Annotated in this window: 24 protein-coding genes; 18 read left to right on the forward strand and 6 right to left on the reverse strand. The window is 72.4% G+C overall.

The annotated features are described in order from the left end of the window. Window positions 1–110 precede the first annotated feature (110 nt). Window positions 111–1,049: a type I pantothenate kinase gene (coaA, locus tag Pta02_RS25530; protein WP_203877456.1), complete on the reverse strand. Its 939-nt coding sequence runs from the start codon at window positions 1,047–1,049 to the stop codon at window positions 111–113. 169 nt (window positions 1,050–1,218) lie between these two features. Here coaA and Pta02_RS25535 point away from each other — a divergent pair, with 169 nt between their 5' ends. Continuing rightward, the gene (locus Pta02_RS25535) at window positions 1,219–2,634 is read left to right on the forward strand and encodes a PhoX family protein (RefSeq protein WP_203877457.1); all 1,416 of its coding nucleotides are present in this window, start codon (window positions 1,219–1,221) and stop codon (window positions 2,632–2,634) included. A gap of 141 nt (window positions 2,635–2,775) precedes the next feature. Here the strand turns inward: Pta02_RS25535 and Pta02_RS25540 are convergent, their stop codons facing one another. The 5 genes from Pta02_RS25540 to Pta02_RS25560 form a co-directional block, all read right to left on the reverse strand. Continuing rightward, window positions 2,776–3,654 carry a hypothetical protein gene (locus Pta02_RS25540; protein WP_203877458.1) on the reverse strand — a complete coding sequence of 293 codons (879 nt, stop codon included), beginning with the start codon at window positions 3,652–3,654 and terminating at the stop codon, window positions 2,776–2,778. 115 nt (window positions 3,655–3,769) lie between these two features. Then, window positions 3,770–4,543 (reverse strand): peptidylprolyl isomerase, encoded by a 774-nt coding sequence (locus Pta02_RS25545; protein WP_203877459.1) that lies wholly within the window; start codon window positions 4,541–4,543, stop codon window positions 3,770–3,772. A gap of 145 nt (window positions 4,544–4,688) precedes the next feature. Beyond that, complete coding sequence (locus tag Pta02_RS25550; protein WP_203877460.1) at window positions 4,689–5,279, reverse strand: superoxide dismutase family protein; 591 nt, start codon at window positions 5,277–5,279, stop codon at window positions 4,689–4,691. A gap of 249 nt (window positions 5,280–5,528) precedes the next feature. Then, window positions 5,529–6,128: a dihydrofolate reductase family protein gene (locus Pta02_RS25555; RefSeq protein WP_203877461.1), complete on the reverse strand. Its 600-nt coding sequence runs from the start codon at window positions 6,126–6,128 to the stop codon at window positions 5,529–5,531. Window positions 6,129–6,252: 124 nt separating this feature from the next. Next, on the reverse strand, window positions 6,253–7,152 hold the full coding sequence (locus Pta02_RS25560; RefSeq protein ID WP_203877568.1) for a sigma-70 family RNA polymerase sigma factor: 900 nt from the start codon (window positions 7,150–7,152) through the stop codon (window positions 6,253–6,255). 219 nt (window positions 7,153–7,371) lie between these two features. Here Pta02_RS25560 and Pta02_RS25565 point away from each other — a divergent pair, with 219 nt between their 5' ends. The 17 genes from Pta02_RS25565 (at window position 7,372) to Pta02_RS25645 (ending at window position 21,475) form a co-directional block, all read left to right on the forward strand. Continuing rightward, on the forward strand, window positions 7,372–7,857 hold the full coding sequence (locus tag Pta02_RS25565; RefSeq protein WP_203877462.1) for a hypothetical protein: 486 nt from the start codon (window positions 7,372–7,374) through the stop codon (window positions 7,855–7,857). Further along, a complete protein-coding gene (locus tag Pta02_RS25570; RefSeq protein WP_203877463.1) occupies window positions 7,854–8,204 on the forward strand; it encodes a holo-ACP synthase in 351 nt (116 codons plus the stop codon). Before Pta02_RS25565 ends, Pta02_RS25570 begins: the two co-directional genes overlap by 4 nt. A gap of 157 nt (window positions 8,205–8,361) precedes the next feature. Further along, window positions 8,362–10,080 (forward strand): NAD(P)H-hydrate dehydratase, encoded by a 1,719-nt coding sequence (locus Pta02_RS25575; protein ID WP_203877464.1) that lies wholly within the window; start codon window positions 8,362–8,364, stop codon window positions 10,078–10,080. Continuing rightward, the gene (gene alr / locus Pta02_RS25580; protein ID WP_239131218.1) at window positions 10,077–11,204 is read left to right on the forward strand and encodes an alanine racemase; all 1,128 of its coding nucleotides are present in this window, start codon (window positions 10,077–10,079) and stop codon (window positions 11,202–11,204) included. The genes Pta02_RS25575 and alr overlap by 4 nt, the downstream gene beginning before the upstream one ends. Before the next feature lie 11 nt (window positions 11,205–11,215). After that, window positions 11,216–12,277: an alpha/beta fold hydrolase gene (locus Pta02_RS25585; protein WP_203877465.1), complete on the forward strand. Its 1,062-nt coding sequence runs from the start codon at window positions 11,216–11,218 to the stop codon at window positions 12,275–12,277. 7 nt (window positions 12,278–12,284) lie between these two features. Next, entirely contained in the window at window positions 12,285–12,728 is a 444-nt protein-coding gene (gene tsaE / locus Pta02_RS25590) for a tRNA (adenosine(37)-N6)-threonylcarbamoyltransferase complex ATPase subunit type 1 TsaE (protein ID WP_307837498.1), read from the forward strand. Window positions 12,729–13,031: 303 nt separating this feature from the next. After that, on the forward strand, window positions 13,032–13,682 hold the full coding sequence (locus Pta02_RS25595; RefSeq protein ID WP_203877466.1) for a hypothetical protein: 651 nt from the start codon (window positions 13,032–13,034) through the stop codon (window positions 13,680–13,682). Window positions 13,683–13,688: 6 nt separating this feature from the next. Further along, entirely contained in the window at window positions 13,689–14,249 is a 561-nt protein-coding gene (locus Pta02_RS25600; protein WP_203877467.1) for a class F sortase, read from the forward strand. Between the two features lie 140 nt (window positions 14,250–14,389). Continuing rightward, window positions 14,390–15,373, forward strand: a complete 984-nt coding sequence (locus Pta02_RS25605; RefSeq protein ID WP_203877468.1) for an ABC transporter ATP-binding protein — start codon at window positions 14,390–14,392, stop codon at window positions 15,371–15,373. Then, window positions 15,370–16,164, forward strand: a complete 795-nt coding sequence (locus tag Pta02_RS25610) for an ABC transporter permease (RefSeq protein ID WP_203877469.1) — start codon at window positions 15,370–15,372, stop codon at window positions 16,162–16,164. The genes Pta02_RS25605 and Pta02_RS25610 overlap by 4 nt, the downstream gene beginning before the upstream one ends. Beyond that, on the forward strand, window positions 16,161–17,525 hold the full coding sequence (locus Pta02_RS25615; RefSeq protein WP_203877470.1) for a YcaO-like family protein: 1,365 nt from the start codon (window positions 16,161–16,163) through the stop codon (window positions 17,523–17,525). Before Pta02_RS25610 ends, Pta02_RS25615 begins: the two co-directional genes overlap by 4 nt. A 16-nt stretch (window positions 17,526–17,541) precedes the next feature. After that, window positions 17,542–18,192, forward strand: coding sequence for a TOMM precursor leader peptide-binding protein (locus tag Pta02_RS25620; RefSeq protein ID WP_203877471.1), 651 nt, complete (start codon window positions 17,542–17,544; stop codon window positions 18,190–18,192). A 14-nt stretch (window positions 18,193–18,206) separates the two neighbouring features. Next, window positions 18,207–19,853: a TOMM precursor leader peptide-binding protein gene (locus Pta02_RS25625; RefSeq protein ID WP_203877472.1), complete on the forward strand. Its 1,647-nt coding sequence runs from the start codon at window positions 18,207–18,209 to the stop codon at window positions 19,851–19,853. Beyond that, window positions 19,850–20,599 carry a nitroreductase family protein gene (locus Pta02_RS25630; RefSeq protein ID WP_203877473.1) on the forward strand — a complete coding sequence of 250 codons (750 nt, stop codon included), beginning with the start codon at window positions 19,850–19,852 and terminating at the stop codon, window positions 20,597–20,599. The genes Pta02_RS25625 and Pta02_RS25630 overlap by 4 nt, the downstream gene beginning before the upstream one ends. A gap of 64 nt (window positions 20,600–20,663) precedes the next feature. Beyond that, window positions 20,664–20,852, forward strand: a complete 189-nt coding sequence (locus tag Pta02_RS25635; protein WP_203877474.1) for a thiocillin family RiPP — start codon at window positions 20,664–20,666, stop codon at window positions 20,850–20,852. Between the two features lie 251 nt (window positions 20,853–21,103). After that, entirely contained in the window at window positions 21,104–21,271 is a 168-nt protein-coding gene (locus Pta02_RS25640; RefSeq protein WP_203877475.1) for a thiocillin family RiPP, read from the forward strand. Between the two features lie 18 nt (window positions 21,272–21,289). Then, entirely contained in the window at window positions 21,290–21,475 is a 186-nt protein-coding gene (locus tag Pta02_RS25645; protein ID WP_203877476.1) for a thiocillin family RiPP, read from the forward strand. The last annotated feature ends 61 nt before the right edge of the window (window positions 21,476–21,536 follow it).

A 21,536-nucleotide genomic window follows, 5' to 3' on the forward strand; every position in this document is an offset into this window, starting at 1 on the left:
CACCGGAGGTCGCGCGCGCCTCCCTCACGGGAAGGACTCGCCCCTCATCCGATCGGGCGGGCGGCGCCCGCCCGCCTCGGCCGTTCGGCCGGGATCACGGCGGGCCGCGATCAGATGCGGCGCAGCCGTACGCGCTTGATCGAGTGGTCGGGGCCCTTGAGCAGGACCAGACCGGCGCGGCCCCGGGTGGGGGCGATGTTCTCGATGAGGTTGCGCTCGTTGATGTCGCGCCAGACGTCCTCGGCGAAGGCGGTGGCCTCCTCCTCCGACAGCTCGGTCAGGCGCCGGAAGTAGGACTTGGGATCCTCGAAGGCGGTACGGCGGAGCTTGTGGAAGCGGTCCACGTACCACTCGCGGATGTGCTCGGTCTTGGCGTCCACGTAGATGGAGAAGTCGAAGTAGTCGTTGACGGCCAGCGCCGCGGGCGGGGCGGGCTGCAGGACGTTGAGGCCCTCGACGATGAGGATGTCGGGCCGGCGCACGGTCTGCACGGCGCCGGGCACGATGTCGTACTCCAGGTGGCTGTAGACCGGGGCGCTCACCTCGGGCAGCCCGGCCTTGACGCCGGCCATGAACCTGACCAGGGCCCGCCGGTCGTAGCTCTCGGGGAAGCCCTTGCGGTGCATGATGTCGCGCTCGGTCAGCACCTTGTTCGGGTGCAGGAAGCTGTCGGTGGTGATCAGATCCACCCGCGGGTGCTCGGGCCAGCGGGCCAGCAGCGTGTGCAGCAGCCGGGCCGTGGTCGACTTGCCGACCGCGACGCTGCCGGCGATGCCCAGGATGTACGGCGCCGGCCGCCCGCCGGTGCCGAGGAAGGTGGTGACCGCGGCGTTGCGCTGCCTGGCCCCGGTGAAGTGCAGGTTGAGCAGCCGGGTCAGGGGCAGGTAGACGTCGGTGACCTCGGCCAGGTCGATCGGGTCGTCGACGCCGCGCAGTTCCTCCAGCTCCTCCTCGGTGAGGGTGAGCGGAGTGTTCTTGCGCAGCTCGCTCCACTGCGACCTGTTCAGCTCGACGTACGGCGTCGCCGCCTCGTCCCACCCGTTGGCCATAGCCCGCAAGCCTACTGACCGGTCACCGGCGCGCCGGTGACGGGGCTCCCCGGGGACTCACCGGCGCGGGCGGGGTTCCGGACTCATTGATTGGCGATATATGCCCTATAGCGGATTGGTGAGCGCGGATTAACGTGTCGTGAACCCATCGGATCCCAGGGAGTGCACCATGGATCGTCGTCGTTTTCTCGCCGGGACCACGACACTGGCGGCGGTAGGGGTGGCCGGGCCGTTCGCCGGCGTCGCCAGCGCGGGACGCAACGGGGAACTGCGGCCGGGGGGCGGATACGGCCCCCTGGTCCCGATCGCCGACGAGCGGGACGGGGTAGTCCGGCTGCATCTGCCGAAGGGGTTCAAGTACCGCTCGTTCAACCCCGCCGGCGAGGCGTTCACCGACGGGAGCACCACCCCGGGCAGGCACGACGGCATGGCGGCGTTCCGGGGACCGCGCGGGAACGCGATCCTGGTGCGCAACCACGAGGTCAACGGCCCCGTCGGCGCGTTCGGGGACCCGGCCAAGGCCTACGACCCGGCGGCGGGCGGCGGTACGGCCACGCTGGAGGTCACCCGCTACGGCCGGGTCGTCAAGTCCGGTCCCAGCCTGAACGGCACCCAGATGAACTGCTCCGGCGGGCCGATGCCCTGGGGGGCGTGGGTGACCTGCGAGGAGACCGTCAACGGGCCGGACGTCGGCAACGACTTCACCGGCCAGGACAACACCAGGCTCAAGCAGAAGCACGGCTACATCTTCGAGGTGCCGGTCGACGGCCGGCCGAGCGGGCCGATCAGGAGCGCCGGGCGCTTCGCCCACGAGTCGGCCGCGTTCGACCCGCTGACCGGGGCGATCTATCTGACCGAGGACAACTTCGCCTTCCCCTCGGGCTTCTACCGCTACCTGCCGCCGAAGAACCCGCTCAAGGCGGGCCGGATCCTGGACGGCGGCAAGCTGCAGATGCTGGCCGTACGCGACCAGCCGGGCAAGGACCTGTCGGCAGGCCAGCCCGCCGGGGCCTCCTACCGCGTCACCTGGGTGGACATCGACGACCCCGACCCGGCCTTCACCGGCACGCCGAGCAACGACACCGCGATCCAGGCCGTCGGCAAGCAGGGCCGGGACAAGGGAGCGGCGATCTTCTCCCGCCTGGAGGGGGCGATCCACCACCACGGCACCGTCTACTTCGTCTCCACCCAGGGCGGCGCGACCGCCTCCGGCGACACCCCGCCCAGCGGTTTCGGCAAGGGACGCGGCCAGGTGTGGGCGTACGAGTCGTGGAGCGGCCGGCTGAAGCTCGTCTACGAGTCGCCCGGCGCGGTCACCCTCGACCTGCCCGACAACGTCACCACCAGCCCCCGCGGCACCCTCGTCCTGTGCGAGGACGGCAACGGTGACAACTATCTGCGCGGGCTCACCCGGCGCGGCGAGATCTTCGACTTCTCCCGCCTGGTCCCCGTCGCCGGCGACTCCGGCGCCGAGTTCGCCGGCTCCACCTTCGGTCCCGGCGGCCACACCCTGTACGTCAACGTCCAGTCCAGCCAGGGGCTGAGCTTCGCCATCTGGGGCCCCTGGCAGCGCGGGGGTTTCTAGCCGCGCCCGGCTCGGCCGTCGTCGGCGCTGCCGCCGCGCGGCCGGCCGGGCGGGGGTCGTAGTCTCCGGGCGCCCGGTGCGGAGTCCGCACGGCGCCGCGGCGGCCCGGACGGAACCCAGGTCCGGGCCGCTCGGCGGGGGTCAGTCGTCCTGACGGGCGGACAGGGTGTTGATGACCTCCTTGGGGTCGACGATGCCGGTGGGCAGGTCCTTGTCCTCGATGACCTGGTCGGCGGGCGGGGCGATGATGGACAGCGGGATGCCCCAGTTGGTGTAGCGGGTGTCGGTCGTGGTGACCGTCAGCGACTTGCCGGTGCCGGTGCTCTCGGAGGTCCTCAGACGCTGGGGCAGGCCCTTGTCGTCGGTCCAGAGTCGCCAGGAGACCTTCCTCTGGGCGAACTTCTTGCCGTACTTGGGCAGGAGGGCGGCCTCGCCCCTGGCCTTCAGCAGTTCCGCGTAGGTCACGACGCCCTGATAGCGGGCTCCGGCGGAGGGCTTGCCCACCGAGGTCTTCAGAACGGTCTTCAGGACGGCCGGATCGAAGATGTCGATCCCCTGGCTGCTGAGGTTGGGGGTCGGGACCTTCTCCTTGAGGCGCACCCAGGTCTTCCCCTCGGGGAGCTGGCCCCTGTAGGGCTCACCGGAGAAGTACGCGCGCTTGTCGGCGACCACCACCCGCTGGGGCGCGAACACGGTGGCCGTGAACGACTCGCCGTCCGTGCTCAGTTTCTCCAACTGCTCCCTGGTCTTGGGGTCGATGACCCAGCTCAGGGTGAAGTCGGAGGCGACCGGGCCGGCGGAGCCGAACTGCAGGTCGCCGTTGAGCCGGATCCCCAGCGAGCTGTCCTTGTCGGTCAGACGGGAGATCTCGTGGACCTCGACGCCGTGCCCGGCCTTGAACTGCCGCTTGACCGCCTGCACCGGGTCGGCGGCGGGAGCGGCCTGCGCGGCGGCGGGCAGCGCGACCGCGGCTGCGGACGCGACCAGAGTCGTGGCCGCGAGGGCGAGCCATCGTTTCATGAAATATCTGTCCTTGGGGAAGAGGTGATCATGCGGAGAATGATCATCCCAGACAAAGGTCAATATTTCGCCTCAATAGGGTGCAGCCCGTGGGGAGAATCACCGCAGATAAAGCCTAACGACGAATGCGGGCGTCGATGATGTCGGCGGGCAGGACGGGCAGGCCGTCCACCGGCGGGGTCGGGCCGTCCGGGGTGGGCCGGATGCCGCCGGCGGCGATGCGGTCCAGGGCGGCGAGGCCGGCGGCGTCGACCGTACCGAAGATCGTGTAGTTGGGGGCCAGCCCGGAGTCGCCGTAGACCAGGAAGAACTGGCTGCCGTTGGTGTCGGGGCCGGCGTTGGCCATGGCCAGCACGCCGCGCGCGTACGTCTTGCGCACGCCGGTGGGGTCGCCCGGCCACGGCGGCAGGTCGGTGGGCAGCTCGTCCTTGTAGCGGTAGCCCGGACCGCCCTCGCCGGTGAAGCTCGGATCGCCGCACTGCAGCACCTTCAGCCGGTCGTAGGCGGTCAGCCGGTGGCAGGAGGTGGCGTCGTAGAACCCGTGCCGGATCAGGTGCAGGAAACTCTGCACCGTGCAGGGCGCCTTGTCCGGGTGGAGGGTGAGCCCGATGCGGCCGTGGTTGGTCTTCAGGACCGCGGACACCGGCCGGGTGGGGGTGCGGCGCGGGTCCGGGGGCAGCGGGACCTTGCGCACGGCCGGATCGTCCGGGGTCTCGGTGTAGCGGCACGGGCCCTTCGTCGTCCTGGGCGGCCTGTCCCCGGCCGCCCCCGCGGAGGCCTCCCCGGCCGTCCCCGCGGACGCCGGCGCGGGCATGAGGCCGAAGGCGGCCAGCGAACCCGCCGTCACCGCGGCCATCGCGGCGCGCCGTACCAGTGTTCTGCCGGACATGACATCCTCCCCAGAAAGTGATCGACAAGCTCTCTGCGGTCCTAACCGATCAAGCCGACGCCGTCAAGGGTGAGGAGTCAAGGGCGCGGTACGGCGGGCGGGTCCACCGGCCACCCGGAGGAGACCCGGCCGGGTCAGACCCGGGTCACTTGATCACTCCGCAGGCCACCCGTCCGCCGGCGTCGCCGGTCTTCAGGGTCATCTCGTCGGGGTCCGGGTCGTACCGCTCGGGGATGTTGGCCAGGTTGTCGGGCAGCGCGTGGATGATGACGGCGCTGCCGTCGTCGTCGGAGAGGTGGCGCACCCGGAACCTGTCGGTGATGACGGAGGCCGTGGCGGTGCCGTCCTTGGCGGCCAGCAGCGGGGGCAGGTCCCCCGAGTGGTCGCCGTGGGCGCCCTTGCCGAGGTTGAAGTGGCCGCCCGCGGAGAAGAACGGCGTGACCTTCCCGGTGGCGGGGTCGACGGCCTTCGGGTCACACGTGCCGGTGGTGTGGATGTGGAAGCCGTGGAAGCCCGGATCCAGGCCCTTCACCGTGACCGTCACTCTGGCCTTGCCGTACCCCGCGCGTTCGATGGTGAGCTGGCCGATGGCCTTGCCCTTGGTGTCGCGGATCGTGGCCGCCGCGGAGTCCTTGCCCTTTGACGGCACGACGTCGGCCGCGGCGGAGACGGCGACGGCTCCGACTCCCGCGGTGAGCGTGGCTGCGATGGCCAGATGGGTCCAGCGGAGAATCATGGGTTGCCCTTCTCGGGGAATCGATCATTCTGCCGCGAGGGTAAATCGACATACTTTCCCCGCGCTGAACGCTCACTGAATGATTTCCCCGGACCCGCGACGGCCTGGTGTTATGGCGCGTCGTTCCGGATGTCCGGCGGATACCGGCCGCCCGGTAAACGCCGTTCGGGTCGTCCCCGGCGCCGGAGCGCCCGGCCGTACTTCACCGGGCGCTATCCGGCATCATCGGAAATCAAGGGTTTTTCGCGCTTATTTGTTCTCGCCGGATTTCACCGTGTAGTACAGGTGGGTCACACCGGTCCCCTCGATCACCCGCGGGCCCTCCAGCTCGACCGGGGCGCAGGTGAGGCCCTCGAAGAAGGGGATGCCCCCGCCCAGCAGCACGGGCACCAGGTCCACCCGGATCTCCTCCAGCAGCCCCGCGTTGAGGCACTGCGAGGCGATCTTGGACCCGACGCCGATCCAGCCGTCGCCGGCGACCTCCTTGGCCTGGGCGACCGCGCTCTCGACCCCGTCGGTGACGAAGGTGAAGGGGGCGTCCTCGCGGGGCCAGCCGTCCGGGACGCTGTGGGTGACCACGAAGACCGGCACGTCCAGCGGGTGCCGGCCGCCCCACCCGCCGGTTATGTCGAACAGGCGGCGGCCGACGATCAGGGCCCCGACGTTCTCCATCGCGCCGCGCAGGTGGGCCGCGCTGGCCTCCGACACCTGGAAGGTCAGCTCCGGGGCGGCGGTCGGGATGGCGACGTCGCCGTTCTCGTACCAGCCGAACAGGTGCTCCACCCCGTCGGAGGGGTCGGCGACGAAACCGTCGAGGGACATCGACATGTTGGCGATCACCTTGGCCATGGGAATGCTCCGTTCTTGAGGTTCTGCGGGTTCCGCGGTCCGCGCGGTATCCGGCTGTTGAGACGCGCCCGGCCCGGAGAACTCATCGCTTCCCGTACGGTCCCCGGCGGAACCCGCCGGAGCCTCACAACCTCAAGGGGAGCCCGAACGCGGGGAACAGGTGGGGCTCGAACGCCATGATCTCCACGATCTTCCCGTCCTGGACGCGCAGCACGTCCAGCACCTGCGCCCGGTAGACCGTGGTGCCGGGGCGCTGCACGTAGCCCGCGGCCGCCGGCCGGCCGTTCGCCCGGGTGGGCAGGTGCCGCCAGTTCCCGAAGTGGCTCGGGGAGGCCGGGTCGAGGGACGGCCTCAGGAAGGCCGTCATCGCCTCGCGGCCGGTGAACCAGAACGGGTTCGGCGGCATGGTCAGCCGGATGTCCTCGCTGAGCAGGGCGGGCCGGGCCCGCTGGAGCGCGCTGTTGACCGAGGCGGTGCTCATCTCCAGCATCGTGGCCGTCTCGGCGGCCGGCAGCCCGAGCACGTCCCGCAGGATCAGCACCGCCCGCTGCCGCGGCGGCAGGTGCTGGATCGCCGCCAGACAGACCAGCTCCACCGTCTCCCCGGACACCGCCGCGGCCTCCGGCGACGCCTCGCCCGAGACCGCGCCCTCCAGGTCCTCCAGCAGGTGGTCGGGGTACGGCTGGAGCCAGGTGATCCGCGGCGGGGGATCCTGGCTGCCGTGGTCCATCCCCTCGACGGGCTCGTACCGTGTCACCCGCCGGGTGGTGCGCCGCAGGAAGTCCAGGCAGGTGTTGGTGGCGATCCGGTACAGCCAGGCCCGCGGCGTGGAGCGCCCCCGGAACCCGTCCCGCCCGTCACCCGCCCCGGAACCCGCCGGGATCTCTGCGCCGGTCGCCGGGTCGTGCCGGGACCGGTAGGCCTTCTGCCGGCACGCGGCCGAGCAGTAGACCGACGACCGCCCCCGCCTGCCCGCCCGCTCCGGCAGGGCCCGGCCGCAGACCTGGCAGCCGTCCTCCGGCATGGTCACGCCACCCCCAGAAAGACCCCGGGAAAAACGACACGCGGCACCCGCGTTACGCATTAAGCCACGCCTGCGACTCCTGGTCTTCGGCCACCGGCACCCTCATGATCCGTCCAGGATGCTCCGCCTCCGGTTACAACGGGGTAACCGCCGCTGTTCCCGTCCGGTAACCGCCCCTCGGCTTGGCTGGTCCCACCGACGGACAGCGGAGGAACCATAATGAACGGTGTAAAGATCAGGAACGTGCTCCTCGTCGCGGCTCTCGTCGTGGGAGGGGGAGGGGCGGCCGCCTCGGCCGCGGTGGCCGGCGAGGACGACGGCAAGGCGTTCGCCGCATGCATGAGCTCACACGGACTGCCGGAATTCCCCGAGGTCACGTTCTCCCCGGATGGGACGGTCGTCCTCGCCGTCAAGGGCGAGCGTGTCGACCTGCTCTCCTCGGAGTACGGCACGGCGGTGAGGGCATGCGAGTCGCTGCTGCCCGCCTGGGCCCACCTTCCCGCCCCGCCGGAGGCCCACAAGGCAGTGAAGGCCCCGGAACTGTCCGCCGTACCGGCGGCACTGATCACCGTGCCCACCGCGCCCGTACCACCCGTCGCTCCTCTCGCGCCCGCCGTACTCGCCGTACTCGCCGTACTCGGCGCGCTCGCCGCGCTCACCAGAACGGGTTCACATCGGCAGCGGAACACTACGCTGGGCGGGTGATCGTGGGGATTGGCGTGGATGTGGTGGACGTGGCCAGGTTCGAGGCGACGCTGGCCCGGACGCCCGGGCTGCGGATCCGGCTGTTCACCGAGGCGGAGCGCGACCTGCGGGTGGAGTCCCTGGCCGCGCGCTTCGCGGCCAAGGAGGCCGTGGCCAAGGCGCTGGGGGCACCGCCCGGCCTGCTCCACGTGGAGGCCGAGGTGGTGACCGGCGAGCACGGCCGTCCCGAACTGCGGGTGACCGGCCGGGTCGCCGAGGTGGCCGCCGCGCTGGGGGTGGCCCGCTGGCACATCTCCCTGACCCACGACGGGGGCGTCGCCGTCGCCTATGTGATCGCCGAGGGCTAGCAATCGGTCCTCACGCGTCACTCCGCACCTCCCGCCGGACGGCCTCCTGCGCGACGAAGGCCGCCGTGACCCGCTTCTCCCGCAACCTGCGCACCGAGCAGGTGTGACGCCGGGGCGGCGGGGAGGGCGGCTGTGATCGCTGCCGTACTCTCGGACCATGGGAGGACGACCCCGTGAACCACGCGCCCGTCACGACCTCACGCGACCGGCGTACACCTCCGACCAGATCAGGGCGGCCGAGGCGGCCCTGATGGCGACGTTGCCCGAGGGCACGCTGATGGAACGGGCGGCCACCGGGCTCGCCGTGCACTGCGCCGCGATGCTGGGGAGGGTGTACGGCTCCCGCGTCGCGCTCCTGATCGGCAGCGGTGACAACGGCGGCGACGCCCTCTACGCCGGGGCCCGGCTGGCGGCCCGGGGAGCCCGGGTGCACGCGGTCCTGGCCGGGTCGCGGGTCCACCGGGGCGGCCTCGCCGCCCTGCGCCGATCCGGCGGCCGGGTCCTGGACCTGCGCGGTGCCGCGGCTTTCGGGACCGGCCCGGAGGGGTCCCGGGACGCGGGCGGACCCCGGGACGGCGGCGGGGCGGAGGCGGCGCGGCGGGTGATCGAGGCCGCCGACCTGATCGTGGACGGGCTGGTCGGGATCGGCGGGACCGGGGCCCTGCGGGAGCCGTACGCGACGCTGGCGGCGATCGCCGGTGCGGCCTCCGGCGCCGTCGTCGCGGTGGACGTGCCGAGCGGGGTGGACGCGGGCAACGGGCGGGTCGACGGGGAGGCGGTCCCGGCGGATGTCACCGTCACGTTCGGAGCGCTCAAGACCGGGCTGCTGGTCGACCCGGGAGCCGGGTACGCGGGCCGGGTGGAGTTCGTCGACATCGGGCTGGGGCCGTACCTGCCGGATCCCGACGCGGCCGGGCTCACCGACGAGGGCGTCGCCGCGCTGCTGCCCAGGCCCGACGCCCGCTCCGACAAGTACCGCCGGGGCGTCGTCGGCGTCGCGGCCGGCAGCCACCGCTACACCGGCGCCGCGGTGCTGGCCGTGGGGGGCGCGATCCGGGCCGGGGCGGGCATGGTGCGTTACGCGGGCGTCGCCGAGCCGGTGGCGCAGGTACGCGCCCGCTGGCCGGAGGCGGTCGTCACCGAGCTGGCCCCGGCCGAGGACGGCGGTCACGCGGGTCCGGAGGCGGGGACGGGTCATGCGGACCCGGAGGCCGGCACCGGGCGTGCGGACCCGGAGGACACCGGCCCGGACGCGGGCGGGGTGGACCCCGGCAAGCGCATCGAGGACGTCGGCCGGGTGCAGGCGTGGGTACTGGGCCCCGGGCTCGGCACCGGTCCCGAGGCGCACGCCGTCGCCCGCGCGGTTCTGGCGAGTGACGTCCCCGTGCTGGTGGACGCCGACGGCCTGACGCTCATCGCGCACGACAGGTCGCTGCTCCGCAGGGACGCGCCCGTGCTGATCACCCCGCACGCCGGTGAGCTGTCGCGGCTGTTGCAGGTGTCCCGGGGGAAGATCGAGGCCCGGCGGCTGGAGTACGCCCGGCTGGCGGCCGCGGAGCTGGGCGTGACCGTGCTGCTGAAGGGTTCGACCACGGTGGTCGCGCGGGAGGGCGACCCGGTCAGGGTCAACCCGACCGGCAGTCCCTGGCTGGCCACCGGCGGCACCGGGGACGTGCTGGCCGGGCTGGCGGGCGCGCTGCTGGCGGCCGGGCTCGACTGCTACGACGCGGCCTCGTGCGCGGCGTACCTCCACGGGATGGCCGGAAGGCACGGCCCGCTGGCCGCCGGGGACGTGGCCGAGGCGCTCCCCGAGGTCATGAGGTCGGTCACGAATCGGCCTCGGCACCGGAGGCGAGCTGCCAGACTGGGAATATGAGCTTCCCGATGACTCCTGCCGAGGCGCGGGTGGACCTGTCCGCGATCCGGGAGAACGTCGCGCTGCTGCGCGAGCACGCCCCGGGGGCTCTGACCATGGTCGCGGTCAAGGCCGACGCCTACGGGCACGGACTCGTCGCCGCCGCGCGGGCGTGCCTGGAGGGCGGGGCCGAACGGCTCGGCACCGCCTACGTCCGCGAGGCTCTGGAGCTGCGGGCCGCCGGGGTCACCGCGCCGATCCTGTCGTGGCTCATCCCGCCGGGAGAGCCGCTGGACGACGCGCTGGCCGCGGACGTGGAGCTGTCGGCGGGCGCGCCATGGCTGGTGGACGCCGTCGCCGAGGCGGCGGGCCGTACCGGGCGGGCGGCGAGACTGCACCTGAAGGCCGACACGGGCAACGGGCGCGGCGGCGCGGCGGCGGCGGACTGGCCCGCGCTGCTGGAGCGGGCGCTGGCCCGGCAGGCGGAGGGCACGGTCGAGATCGTCGGGCTCTGGTCGCACTTCGCGTGCGCCGACATCCCGGGGCACCCGTCGATCGACGTCCAGCTCGACGCCTTCGACGAGGCGCTGGCCGTCGCCGAGAAGGCGGGTGCGGGGGGATCCCACGTGATCCGCCACATCGCCAACTCCGCGGCGAATCTGACGCTCCCGCGGGCGCGCTATGACATGGTGCGGCCGGGCATCGCGGCCTACGGGCTCAGCCCCATCCCCGAGCTGGGCGATTTCGGTCTCCGCCCGGCGATGACGCTCACAGCGCGGATCTCCCTGGTGAAGCGGGTGCCGGCTGATTCAGGCGTGTCCTATGGGCACCTATATGTTACGGATCGCGAAACAACGCTTGGCCTGGTCCCGCTCGGGTATGCGGACGGCGTCCTGCGGCACGCCACCAACAGGGCGGAGGTGCTGGCGGGCGGCCGGCGACGGCGGATCGCCGGGCGGGTCTGCATGGACCAGTTCGTGATCGACGTGGGGGAGGATCCGCTGGCCGAGGGGGATGAGGTGATTCTGTTCGGTGACGGTTCGCAGGGCGAGCCGACCGCGCAGGAATGGGCGGATTCCCTCGGCACGATCACTCATGAGATCGTGACCAGGATCGGTTCGCGCGTGCCACGCGTTTACCGGTGAAGGGGGTCTGAATGACGAGTACGCGACGACGTAAGGTCGGCATCGCCGGTGCGATCGTCGGTGCGGCGTCCGCCGGTGTGGCGGCCGGCGCCTTCGCCAAGAGATACGCCATCGGCCGGATCAGGCTCCGCCCCGACCCCGAGGCCAGCGAGCCGCTGGGCGAGCTGCGCGGGCGGCAGGCCACGGTCGTCACCTCCGACGGGGCGGCCCTGCACGCGGAGGTGGACGGTCCCGAGGACAGCCCGCTGACCGTGGTGCTGTGCCACGGCTACACCCTCAACCTGGACTCCTGGCACTACCAGCGGCGCGACCTGCGCGACTATCACCGCCTGGTGCTGTGGGACCAGCGTTCCCACGGGCGCTCGTCCCGCACCGGCGCGGACAACTCGACGATCGACCGGCTCGGCGAGGACCTGTTCGAGGTCCTGCAGGAGCTGGTGCCCGGTCCGTGCGTGCTCGTCGGGCACTCCATGGGCGGGATGACCATCATGGCGCTCGCCGACCGGCACCCCGAGCTCTTCGGCGACAAGGTCAAGGGCGTGGCGCTCATCTCCACCTCCGCCGGCAAGCTGGCCGAGGTCTCCCTGGGCCTGCCCGCGCTGCTGTCCAAGGCGGTGCACAAGGTCACGCCGGGGACGGTGTCGATACTGGGCCGCCGGGGGTCCCTGGTGGACAAGGGCCGCCACGCGGCCAACGACGTCGCCTTCCTGGTCCTGCGCTACCTGGGCTTCGGCGACTCCAGGAACGTCAGCCCCACGGTGGTGGACTTCGTCGAGTCGATGATCCGCTCCACCCCCTTCGAAGTGATCGCGAACTTCTATCCGGCGCTCATGTCGCACGACAAGCTGAGCGCGCTGGACGTGCTGGACGACGTGCCCACCTCCATCGTGGTCGGTGACGACGACTGGCTGACGCCCGTCGAGCACAGCAAGGCGATCGCGGCGGCGCTGCCGCGCGCCCGGCTGACGGAGGTTCCCGACAGCTCGCACCTGGTCCAGCTGGAGCGGCCGGGGGCGGTCAACGACGCACTGCGCGACCTGCTGAAGCGGGTGGCGGTGGACATACAGGAGTGAGCGAACGGTGAGAATCGTGGCGACCGCCGAGGAGATGCGGGAGCTGGGCGCGGAGCTGGCCGGCCTGCTGCGGCCGGGGGATCTGGCGGTGCTGTCCGGCCCGCTGGGCGCGGGCAAGACGACCCTGGTGCAGGGCGTCGCCGAGGGGCTCAAGGTCCGCGGGCCGATCACCTCCCCGACCTTCGTGATCGCCCGGGTGCACCCCTCGCTCGTGGACGGTCCCGCGCTGGTGCACGCGGACGCCTACCGGCTCGGCGGGGACCTGGAGGTCGACGACCTGGACCTCGACGCCTCCCTGCAGGAGTCGGTGACGGTCGTCGAGTGGGGCGAGGGCCTGGTCGAGGGGCTGGCCGAGGACCGGCTGGAGATCGCGATCGACCGGAGCGGGGCGGACGACGAGCGCGTGGTGCGGTTGCGCGGCGTCGGTCCCCGCTGGGAGGGCGTCGTCTGACCCCCTGAGGACCCCGGCCCGGTACGGCTCGCAGCGTCGATCGCCGGCCCGCAACACCGGCCCCGTCGGAGGTATCCGGTCCGGGAGGACCGTCGGGCCCCACGACATTCCACAATTCTCTGATGTCGCCTGATTCGCCCACGTAAGGGCGTCAAGCCTGGCAACCTGGCACTACGCCCCACTTGGTCTAGATCATTACGGATGATGATCGACTTCTCTGGGTTTGCCCATGTTTAATGGGGAGCAGGTGGGAAGTCGTGCCGGGCGAGGGTCGTCGGCCGGAGTGCGAAGTGGAGAGCGACAGTGCCAAGGGTCAAGCTTGTCGCGGTTCTCGGGGCCATCGCCCTGACCGGAATAGCCGGATGCACGGCCGAGGCGAACTCGGGCAACCCCACGGGAACGCCGACTCCCGCGGCGACCACGACGGGAGCCCCCCGGGCGGACATCGAAGTCCAGCTCCAGCCCTCCAGCGTGCGCGCCGGCGGCAAGGCGTGGGTGCTGGCGAACTGCCCGATCCCCCAGGGCGGTCCCGCGCACCAGGGCACCGCGGCGTCGGAGATCTTCGAGACCGCGATCACGCTCGATCCGATCCTGGTGACGCCCACGCCGGCCACCCCCGGCACGAGCACGCCCACGCCGCGGCCGTGGGTGCGGGGTCAGGCGACGGTCGTCGACAACGCCAAGCCCGGCGAGTACGAGGTCAGCGTCAGGTGTGAGGGGACCAACGACACCGGCAGCACCACCCTGCGGATCCTGCAGAGCAGCTCGCCGACCCCCCAGCCGACCACCACCCGCACCATCATCACCACCAAGGCCCCGGGCACCGGAGGCGGCGGCACCGCGGCCGGCGGACCCGAGGACTCCGGCACGCCGATCGGGCTGACCGCCGCGCTGGTGGCGGCGGCCGTGGCGGGCGGCGTCGGCGTGGCCGTCGCGCGGCGGCGCCGTCCGTAGTCCGCGATGGGAGAGTCCCGCTGGTCGCGGATCATCGTGGCCGGAGTCATCACCGGAGCCGTCCTGGTCGCCTTCAACAGGGGTGGCGGCCAGGAGCGCGCGGAGGTTCCCCCGGTCGTGCCCAGCCGCATCGAGATCCCCTCCCTGGGCATCGAGGCGCCGCTGATGAAGCTCGGCGTCAAGGGCGGGGAGATCGAGCTGCCGCCGTACGAGAAGCCGGACCACGCCGGGTGGGTGAAGGACAGCGTGGTCCCGGGCGACCCGGGGCCGGCGGTGATCCTCGGGCACGTCGACACCAAGACGGATCCGGCGGTCTTCTACCGGCTCAAGGAGATGCGGGAGGGACAGGCCATCAAGGTCGTGCGGAGCGACGGCAAGGTCGCCCAGTACCGGGTGGACTCCATCGAGCAGGTGTCCAAGCACGACTTCCCCGCCGACAAGGTCTATCTGGAGGACGGCCTGCGCCTGATCACCTGCGGCGGGAAGTTCGACTGGGACGAGAACGAGTACGACGACAACGTGATCGTCTACGCCACCCTGGTGAAGCCGGCCGACCCCAAGGCCTGACCTCGCGGTTTACCAGGTCGACGAAAGCCGCATAGCCCGCGAAATCCCCGAAAACACCGAGAAAAGCAAGACGAAATCCACCGTTCCTAATCTCACAGCCATAGATCGAACAGCAGGTCACGGCAGTGAGAGAGAACGGCATGGTAATGCTCGACAGCGGGAAACGTGCCGAGCGCACGGAGTCACCCGCGAGTCCCGACCAGAAACCCGCGATCGAGATCAGCGGCCTGGTGAAGGCCTACGGTGGGCATCGCGCCGTCAACGGCCTCAGCCTGGCCATCGCCCCCGGCGAGGTCTTCGGACTGCTCGGGCCCAACGGCGCGGGCAAGACGACGACGGTGGAGTGCCTGGTAGGCCTCCGCGAGCCCACCGAGGGCGGCATCGAGGTCCTCGGCCTCGACCCCCTGCGCGACCGCGGGGAGTTCGTCCGGCGGGTGAGCGTGCAGCCCCAGGAGGCGTCGCTGTTCCCCACCCTCACGGTGGAGGAGACGTTGCGGCTGTGGGCCTCCCTGCACGCCAGGCCCCGCGGCGTCGCCGACACGCTCGAACGCATCGGGCTGCGGGAGCAGGCCGGGGTCAAGGCCAAGGCGCTGTCCGGGGGCCAGCGCCGGCGGCTGCTGCTGGGCGTGGCGGTCATCGCCAACCCCGAGGTGCTCGTCCTGGACGAGCCCGCGGCCGGGCTGGACCCGCAGGCGCGCCAGCAGCTCTGGGACCTGATCAGGGCCGAGCGCGTCGAGGGCACCACGGTGCTGCTGACCACGCACGACATGACCGAGGCCACCGAGCTGTGCGACCGGGTCGGCATCGTCGTGGGCGGCCGGCTGGTCGCCCTGGGCACGCCCCGCGAGCTGGTCCACCGGCTCGGCGTCGCGCACGAGGTGTCCTTCGAGACCGAGGCCGACCTGACGGAGATCGAGGCGCTGGACTGCGTGAGCGGCGTCAGCGTGGACGGCTCCCGCGCGACCGTCACCACCTCCGACACCGACGAGGTGGTCCGCGCGGTGGCGGGCCTGTCCGCCCGGCACATCGAGGTGCGCACCGGCCGGCTGGAGGACGTCTTCCTCAAACTGGCCGCCGAGCACCACGAGAGCACCGCCGCCGAGCGGAACGGAGCGAGCCGATGACCGCCCTGACCGCGGTCCCGGACACCGACCGCAGACCCGGCGCGTTCGCCGAGCTGACCAGGGCCAACGCCCGTGAGCTGATCCGCGACCCCCGCAGCTTCTTCTTCGTCCTGATCTTCCCGCTCGTCTTCATGGCGATGTTCCTGTTCATGGGCACGCTCAACCCCTCCGACGGCGGGGGCGGCTTCGACCCCATGCGGGCAGGCATCCCGGCGGTGCTGATGATGGCGTTCATGTCGCTGGCCTTCTTCGGCACCGCGACCCCGCTGATCTCGCTGCGCCAGAAGGGCACCCTGCGCATGCTCGGCACGACCCCGCTGCGCAGGACGACCTTCATCCTGGCCCAGGCGCCGGTGCGCTTCGCGATCGCCATCGGCCAGCTCGCCGCCCTGTCGGCGGCGGCCCTGGCCACCGGGTTCCTGGAGCCGTCCGCGATCGGCAGGCTGCTGGTCACCTGCGCCCTCGGACTGGCCATGCTCTTCTCGACGGGCTATCTCGTCGCGGCCCGGATGCGCAACGCCGAACTCGCCAACGGCGTGCTGGCGCTGGCCATGCCGGTGCTGCTGATGCTCTCGGGAGTCTTCCTCCCGCTGGAGATCCTGCCCGGGACGGTGCGCGCCGTCGCCGAGCACCTGCCCACCACCTACTTCGCCGACGCGCTCCGCCAGGACCTGGTCGGCGTGGCCGGCGGGCCGATCGTCACCGCCTGGCTGGTGATGGCCGGGGTGGCCGTCGCCGCCGCGGCCGCGGCCGTCGCCCTCTTCAGCTGGACGGACGGTGAGAAGCGATGACCATCGAGACCCCCGCCGCGGCGGGAGAGCAGCGGACCTCGACCGGCGAGCCCCTCGGCAGGCTGACCGACCTCGACGACCTCGTCGGCTCCTACGGGCTGGCCAGCCGCGTGCAGCAGCTGCCCAACCACCCGGGCGAGCCCCGATTCTCGATCTTCACCGCCTCCATGGGCGACCTGGCCGCCGTCTCGGCCAACATCGCCGAGTCCGCCGCCGGATCCGACATCCGCGGCGGCATGGACGGGGCGGGCGGCGCCCTCGGCACCGAACGGGCCGGCCGCCTCTGCGTCGCCGAGTCCCTGGAGCGCTACTCCAGCTGCGTCTTCGACGAGTCGGCGCTGCGCTGGGCCACCGCGGAGGAACTCGGCGAGGAGGCGCTCGACCTGGGCACCGTCCCCCGCTGCACCCCGGGGGAGCTGGCCCACCCCAAGAGCATCGTCACCGCTCCCGACCCCTCGGGGCCGATGCGCTGGACCCGGGGCTGGTCGCTCACCGGCAACCGCCCGGTATGGGTGCCGGCGGTGATGGTCTGGATGCACATCAGGGCCAAGTCGGCCGCGGAACGGTTCACCATGCCGATCTCGACCGGCTGCGCGGCGCACTCCGACCTGTCGGCGGCGCTGGTCGGCGCGATCTGCGAGGTGGTGGAGCGCGACTCGATCTCCCTGACCTGGCTGCAGCGCATCCCCTGGCCGCGCATCGAGCTGGACGAGATCCCCGAACGGCTGGCGCCGTACGCCGAACGGCACCGGGCCAGCCACGTGCGGACCCTGTTCTACGACGCGACCACCGACCTGGGCATCCCGACGATCTACTCGATCGACGTGACCCCGGACAACGAGGTCCTGGGCCAGCTGGTGATGTGCAACACCGACCTCGACCCGGTCACCTCGATCGGGAAGATCATGCGGGAGTCGGCGTCGTCCAGGATCGCCATGCAGGTGCCGCGGCCCCGGCCGGAGGACCCCGACGAGTTCCTCCACGTCTTCCACGGCGCCTCCTACATGGGCGCGCCCGAGCGGGCCGGCGACTTCGCCTTCCTGCTCGACGGGCAGGAGCGCAGGGCGCTGTCGTCCATGCCGGACCTGTCCACCGGGACGGCCCGGGGAGACCTGCGCCTGCTGGTGGAGCGGCTCAAGGCCGCCGGGTGCGACGTGATCGCCGTCGAGGTGACCACGGACGAGGCCAGGGACGTCGGCTTCCGGGTGGTCCGGGTGATCATCCCGCAGCTGATGCCGCTGTCCTTCGTCCACACCGCCCGCTACACGGCCCACCCCCGCCTCTACGAGGCACCGGCCCGCCTGGGCCACCCGGTGCACGCCGAGGCCGACCTCAACCCCCTTCCCCAGCCCTTCGCCTAGAGAGGAGGACACCGCGATGCGCGAGCTCCACATCATCACCCTCGGTGACTTCGGCGCCGACGTGGCCGAGCGGGTGCGCGAGCGCTCCGGCGACGTGGCCGTCACCCCGGCCGACGAGCACGGCTACCTCGACCCCTCGCTCTGGCCGAACGCCAGGGTCCGCGTGCTGGCCTCCTTCCGGCCCGCCCCGCGGCTGGAGGAGACCCTCGACGGCGCCTCCTTCGCCTACCGGACCCCCTGGTTCCCGGTCGTGCTGGAGCATCCCAGGCTGCGGGTCGGGCCGGTCGCGGCCCCCGGGCACGGCGCCTGCGCCGGCTGCTTCCAGACCCGCCGCCGCCAGCACGACCCGACCCACCGGCTCGGCGCGGTGCTGGCCGAGGCCTACGACCCGGACCCCGCGCTCGGCCCCCGGGGATATCTGCCCCACCACGCCGAGCTGGCGGCCCTGCTGACCGTGCAGCTGGCCGGCTCGCTGCGGGCCGACGGGGGAGCGGCCGAGGCCGGGCACGTGCGCCACGTCCACCTGCTCGACGGGACGCTCGGCCGCTCCACGGTCATCGGGGTGCACGGGTGCCGGCGCTGCCGCACCACCCCCGACCAGCGGGAGTCGACCTGGCGCGACCTCGCCGACGAACTGCCGGGCATCCTCGCCCCGGCCGGCCACTAGTGATGGGACGAAGCATGGCCAAGCCCAGCCTGGTCCCCGCGGAGGCGATGAGCCACGCGGTGGCCACCGACCCCCAGTTCCGGATGCCCGGGCGGCCCCGCCTGGTACCCGGCCTGGTGACCCTCCCGCTCCCCGACGGCCTGCTCGTCGAGGGCACCCCGACCCGGCAGGCTCTGCGCGGCACCGCCGCCAGGGAGCTCATCCCCCGGCTCCTGCCCGAGCTGGACGGCCGCAGGCGGCTGCCGGAGCTGGCCGCCGACCTGGACCTGACCCCGGGCCACCTCCACCAGGCGATCTCCCTGCTCTACACCTGCGGGATGCTGGAGGACGCCGACGGTCCCGAGATCCCCGAGGGGACCCCGGAGCACATCGCGACCTTCCTGACCCGCTCGATCGACTCCAGCCGGGTCAACATCTCCGGAGGCGACGCCGTACGGCGGCTGGCCCGCTCCGGAGTGGCCCTGGCGATCGACGATCCGGCACTGGCCGGGGCCCTGCGGCGGCTCCTGTCGGCCTCGGGCGTCGGCAGGGTGGAGCCGTGGAGCGGCGACACCGACGGGGTGGACCTCATCCTGTCGTCCGGCGGGCGGGCGGACGACGCCGGCGTACCGGTGCTCCCGATCCACCTGGACGGCGACGTCGCCTGGCTGGGGCCGTACGTCGACACCTCCTTCACCGCCTGCGCCGCCTGCGTGACCGCGCAGCGGGAGGCGGCGCGGGAGGAGGGGCCGGCCACGCTCGACCCCGGGCACGCCGCCGACACCGCCGCCGCGCTCATCGCGGCCGACGTGGTGGCGCTGCTGTCGAGGGTCGGCTCCACCCACGTCCTGCACGGACTGGTCCGGGTCGACCTCGGCACCTGGCTCCAGCGGTCCTACCCGCTGGCCGCGCTGCCCGGCTGCCCCCGATGCACCGGCGGAGGCGATCCGGAGCCCGAGGTCCCGGTGGCGCTGGCCTACGAGGAGTCGGTCAGCTTCCCGCCCCGCCGCCTCACCAACCCGCGCGACCACCAGATCCACTACCGCCCGGGGAACCTGGCGCTGCAGGTGGAGTGCAAACGATGGCCCTCCGCCCGATACGTGGAGCTGCCCGAGGAGCCCGCCGAGGCCGTCTTCGGCCCCGTCCCGGCCGGCACGCACGTGCCGGACCCGCGCCGGATCGACGCGGTCACGCTGGGGGCGCTGCTGCGGCGGGCCGGCGGCCTGCGCGACGACGGCCCGGACGCGGCGCGCAAGGTGCAGCGCTGGGCCCCCACCGGCGGCAACCTCGGCTCGGCCCAGCTCCACGTGATCGCCCGCGACGTGTCCGGCCTCGACCCCGCGGTGTACGGCTACCGCATCGACACCCACCGGCTGGCCGACCTGTCCTGGGCCGACCCGCACGCGCCGATCGCCGGCCTGCCCGACGCCGAGGCCGTCATCGTCATCACCGGGGCGCTGGCCCGGGTGGGGTCGAAGTACGCCACCTTCGCCTGGCGGGTGCTCCACCTCGACGCCGGCGTCGCCCTCACCCAGCTCCGGCTGGTCGCGGCGGACCGGGGCCTGGCCACCCGCGTGGTGCAGGCCTGGGACGACGCCGCGCTGACCCGCCTGCTCTCCGTCGACCCGGACGAGGAACCGATCACCGCGGTCCTCGCGATCAACCCGCAGGAGCCCCGATGACCGCGCTGCGCGACCACACCACGCTCTTCGGCGACCTCAGGCAGGAGAGCAGGCTCTCCGCCGGGGACGTGCTGGCCGGCCCGCGCCGGGCCGGGCGCCCGGTGCCGCCGGTCGGCCCCCGCGGGTCCGCGCCCGCCGGAGTGCCCGAGGTCCGCCCGGTCGCGGCCCCGCCGACGGACCGGCCGCTGGAGGAGATCCTGCGCCGGCGCGTGTCGATCCGCGACTACGCCGAGCGGCCGATCCCCGTCGAAGTGATCGCCGCCGCCCTGGCGACGGCGTTCCGGATGGACCGGGAGGCCTGGCCGCAGGACTGGGAGGACGGCAACGGCCTGGGCGTCCTGGTCGCCGCCCGCCGGGTCGCCGGCCTGGAGCCCGCCCTCTACCGGGCCGACGAGGACGGCGCCCGCCTGGTGCCGCTGGCCGGGCTCGCCGACGGCCGGGCGGCCGAGGAGATGGTGCTGCAGATCGAGTACGCCGCCAGCCCCGTCATCCTCGCCATCACCGGCTCCCTGTCGACCGCGCTCGCCCGGCACGGCACCCACGGCCACCGCACCCTGCTGGCCAGGGCCTCGGGCCTGGCGTACGCGGCCCTGGTACGGAGCGCCGCGCACGGGCTGGTCGGCAGCGTGTTCGCCGGGTTCCTCCAGTCGGGCATGCGCCCGCTGGTCGACCTGGACGGCTACCGGCAGCGGCAGCTGTTCGCGGTGTCGCTGGGCTATCCCGTCCCGGAGACGGCAGCCCTCTGAGAAGACTTCCGTGCGGCGCCCGCCGTACGGAGAACCGGAAACACCTCGTGAAAGGAACGACGTCATGGCTGACGACATCAAGAAGAACGACGACGCCGTCGACCTCTACGCCGAGGACCTGAGCGGCCTGGCGGCCGAGGACCTCCCCGGGGAGACCGCCCTCGCCTCGCTGAGCTCCCTCACCACCGCCGGCTCGGCCTCCTGCCCCGCCAGCTCCGCCAGCTCGCTGACCACCACGGGCACCTGGGGCTGATCGGGCCCGGCTGATCCCATAGACCGCTGAGGAGAGTCGGAAGTGGACATGGATCTTTTCGCCGAGGAGATCAGCGACGACGAGCTCTATCTCTACCAGCTCGACGAGACCGCGCTGCTGGCGTCCATGAGCACCGCGAGCACGCTGTCCTGAACGTCGTCCTGCCGCTGCCCGCCAAGGGCGCTGCGGGGTGGACCACCACCCGGCATTCCTCGGCAGACCGGAAAACCATCGAAGAAGGAAGAAGGATCATGGAAGAGCAGAACATCGACCTGTTCGCCGAAGAGCCGGACCTCTCGGTCGAGGAGCTCGCCGACGCGAACCTGCTGGGCACCTGGAGCAGCGCCGGCTGTGCCGGTTCGGCCTCCTGCCCCGCCTCCACCGCCTCCAGCGCCTCCAGCGGCTCGTCTTTCGGCTGATCGGACAGGAGAACACAGATGAGTGACGACAAGACCCCGAAGGACCGGATCGACCTGGCGGCCGAGGACCTGGGCGCCGAGGAACTGGACGAGGTGACCTCGGCGGGCTTCACCACCGCCAACACCGCGTTCACCGGCGGCACCGCGAGCTGCCCCGGCTCCTCGGCCTCCACCGCCTCCACCTTCTCCAGCAGCGGCGGCTGATCGGCCGGGTAACGCAGGCCCAGTAACGCAGCAGTGCCGGGACCTCACCACAGGTCCCGGC

Origin of the sequence: Paraplanobispora takensis (assembly GCF_016863195.1) — a bacterium.
GTDB lineage: Bacteria > Actinomycetota > Actinomycetes > Streptosporangiales > Streptosporangiaceae > Planobispora > Planobispora takensis.

What these genes read in the sequence shown, in the direction of transcription:
- coaA (WP_203877456.1), bottom strand. Translation starts at nt 1,049, where the DNA reads ATGGCCAACGGGTGGGACGAGGCGGCGACGCCGTACGTCGAGCTGAAC.
- Pta02_RS25535 (WP_203877457.1), top strand. Translation starts at nt 1,219, where the DNA reads ATGGATCGTCGTCGTTTTCTCGCCGGGACCACGACACTGGCGGCGGTA.
- Pta02_RS25540 (WP_203877458.1), bottom strand. Translation starts at nt 3,654, where the DNA reads ATGAAACGATGGCTCGCCCTCGCGGCCACGACTCTGGTCGCGTCCGCA.
- Pta02_RS25545 (WP_203877459.1), bottom strand. Translation starts at nt 4,543, where the DNA reads ATGTCCGGCAGAACACTGGTACGGCGCGCCGCGATGGCCGCGGTGACG.
- Pta02_RS25550 (WP_203877460.1), bottom strand. Translation starts at nt 5,279, where the DNA reads ATGATTCTCCGCTGGACCCATCTGGCCATCGCAGCCACGCTCACCGCG.
- Pta02_RS25555 (WP_203877461.1), bottom strand. Translation starts at nt 6,128, where the DNA reads ATGGCCAAGGTGATCGCCAACATGTCGATGTCCCTCGACGGTTTCGTC.
- Pta02_RS25560 (WP_203877568.1), bottom strand. Translation starts at nt 7,152, where the DNA reads ATGCCGGAGGACGGCTGCCAGGTCTGCGGCCGGGCCCTGCCGGAGCGG.
- Pta02_RS25565 (WP_203877462.1), top strand. Translation starts at nt 7,372, where the DNA reads ATGAACGGTGTAAAGATCAGGAACGTGCTCCTCGTCGCGGCTCTCGTC.
- Pta02_RS25575 (WP_203877464.1), top strand. Translation starts at nt 8,362, where the DNA reads ATGGGAGGACGACCCCGTGAACCACGCGCCCGTCACGACCTCACGCGA.
- alr (WP_239131218.1), top strand. Translation starts at nt 10,077, where the DNA reads ATGAGCTTCCCGATGACTCCTGCCGAGGCGCGGGTGGACCTGTCCGCG.
- Pta02_RS25585 (WP_203877465.1), top strand. Translation starts at nt 11,216, where the DNA reads ATGACGAGTACGCGACGACGTAAGGTCGGCATCGCCGGTGCGATCGTC.
- Pta02_RS25600 (WP_203877467.1), top strand. Translation starts at nt 13,689, where the DNA reads ATGGGAGAGTCCCGCTGGTCGCGGATCATCGTGGCCGGAGTCATCACC.
- Pta02_RS25605 (WP_203877468.1), top strand. Translation starts at nt 14,390, where the DNA reads ATGGTAATGCTCGACAGCGGGAAACGTGCCGAGCGCACGGAGTCACCC.
- Pta02_RS25610 (WP_203877469.1), top strand. Translation starts at nt 15,370, where the DNA reads ATGACCGCCCTGACCGCGGTCCCGGACACCGACCGCAGACCCGGCGCG.
- Pta02_RS25615 (WP_203877470.1), top strand. Translation starts at nt 16,161, where the DNA reads ATGACCATCGAGACCCCCGCCGCGGCGGGAGAGCAGCGGACCTCGACC.
- Pta02_RS25620 (WP_203877471.1), top strand. Translation starts at nt 17,542, where the DNA reads ATGCGCGAGCTCCACATCATCACCCTCGGTGACTTCGGCGCCGACGTG.
- Pta02_RS25625 (WP_203877472.1), top strand. Translation starts at nt 18,207, where the DNA reads ATGGCCAAGCCCAGCCTGGTCCCCGCGGAGGCGATGAGCCACGCGGTG.
- Pta02_RS25630 (WP_203877473.1), top strand. Translation starts at nt 19,850, where the DNA reads ATGACCGCGCTGCGCGACCACACCACGCTCTTCGGCGACCTCAGGCAG.
- Pta02_RS25635 (WP_203877474.1), top strand. Translation starts at nt 20,664, where the DNA reads ATGGCTGACGACATCAAGAAGAACGACGACGCCGTCGACCTCTACGCC.
- Pta02_RS25640 (WP_203877475.1), top strand. Translation starts at nt 21,104, where the DNA reads ATGGAAGAGCAGAACATCGACCTGTTCGCCGAAGAGCCGGACCTCTCG.
- Pta02_RS25645 (WP_203877476.1), top strand. Translation starts at nt 21,290, where the DNA reads ATGAGTGACGACAAGACCCCGAAGGACCGGATCGACCTGGCGGCCGAG.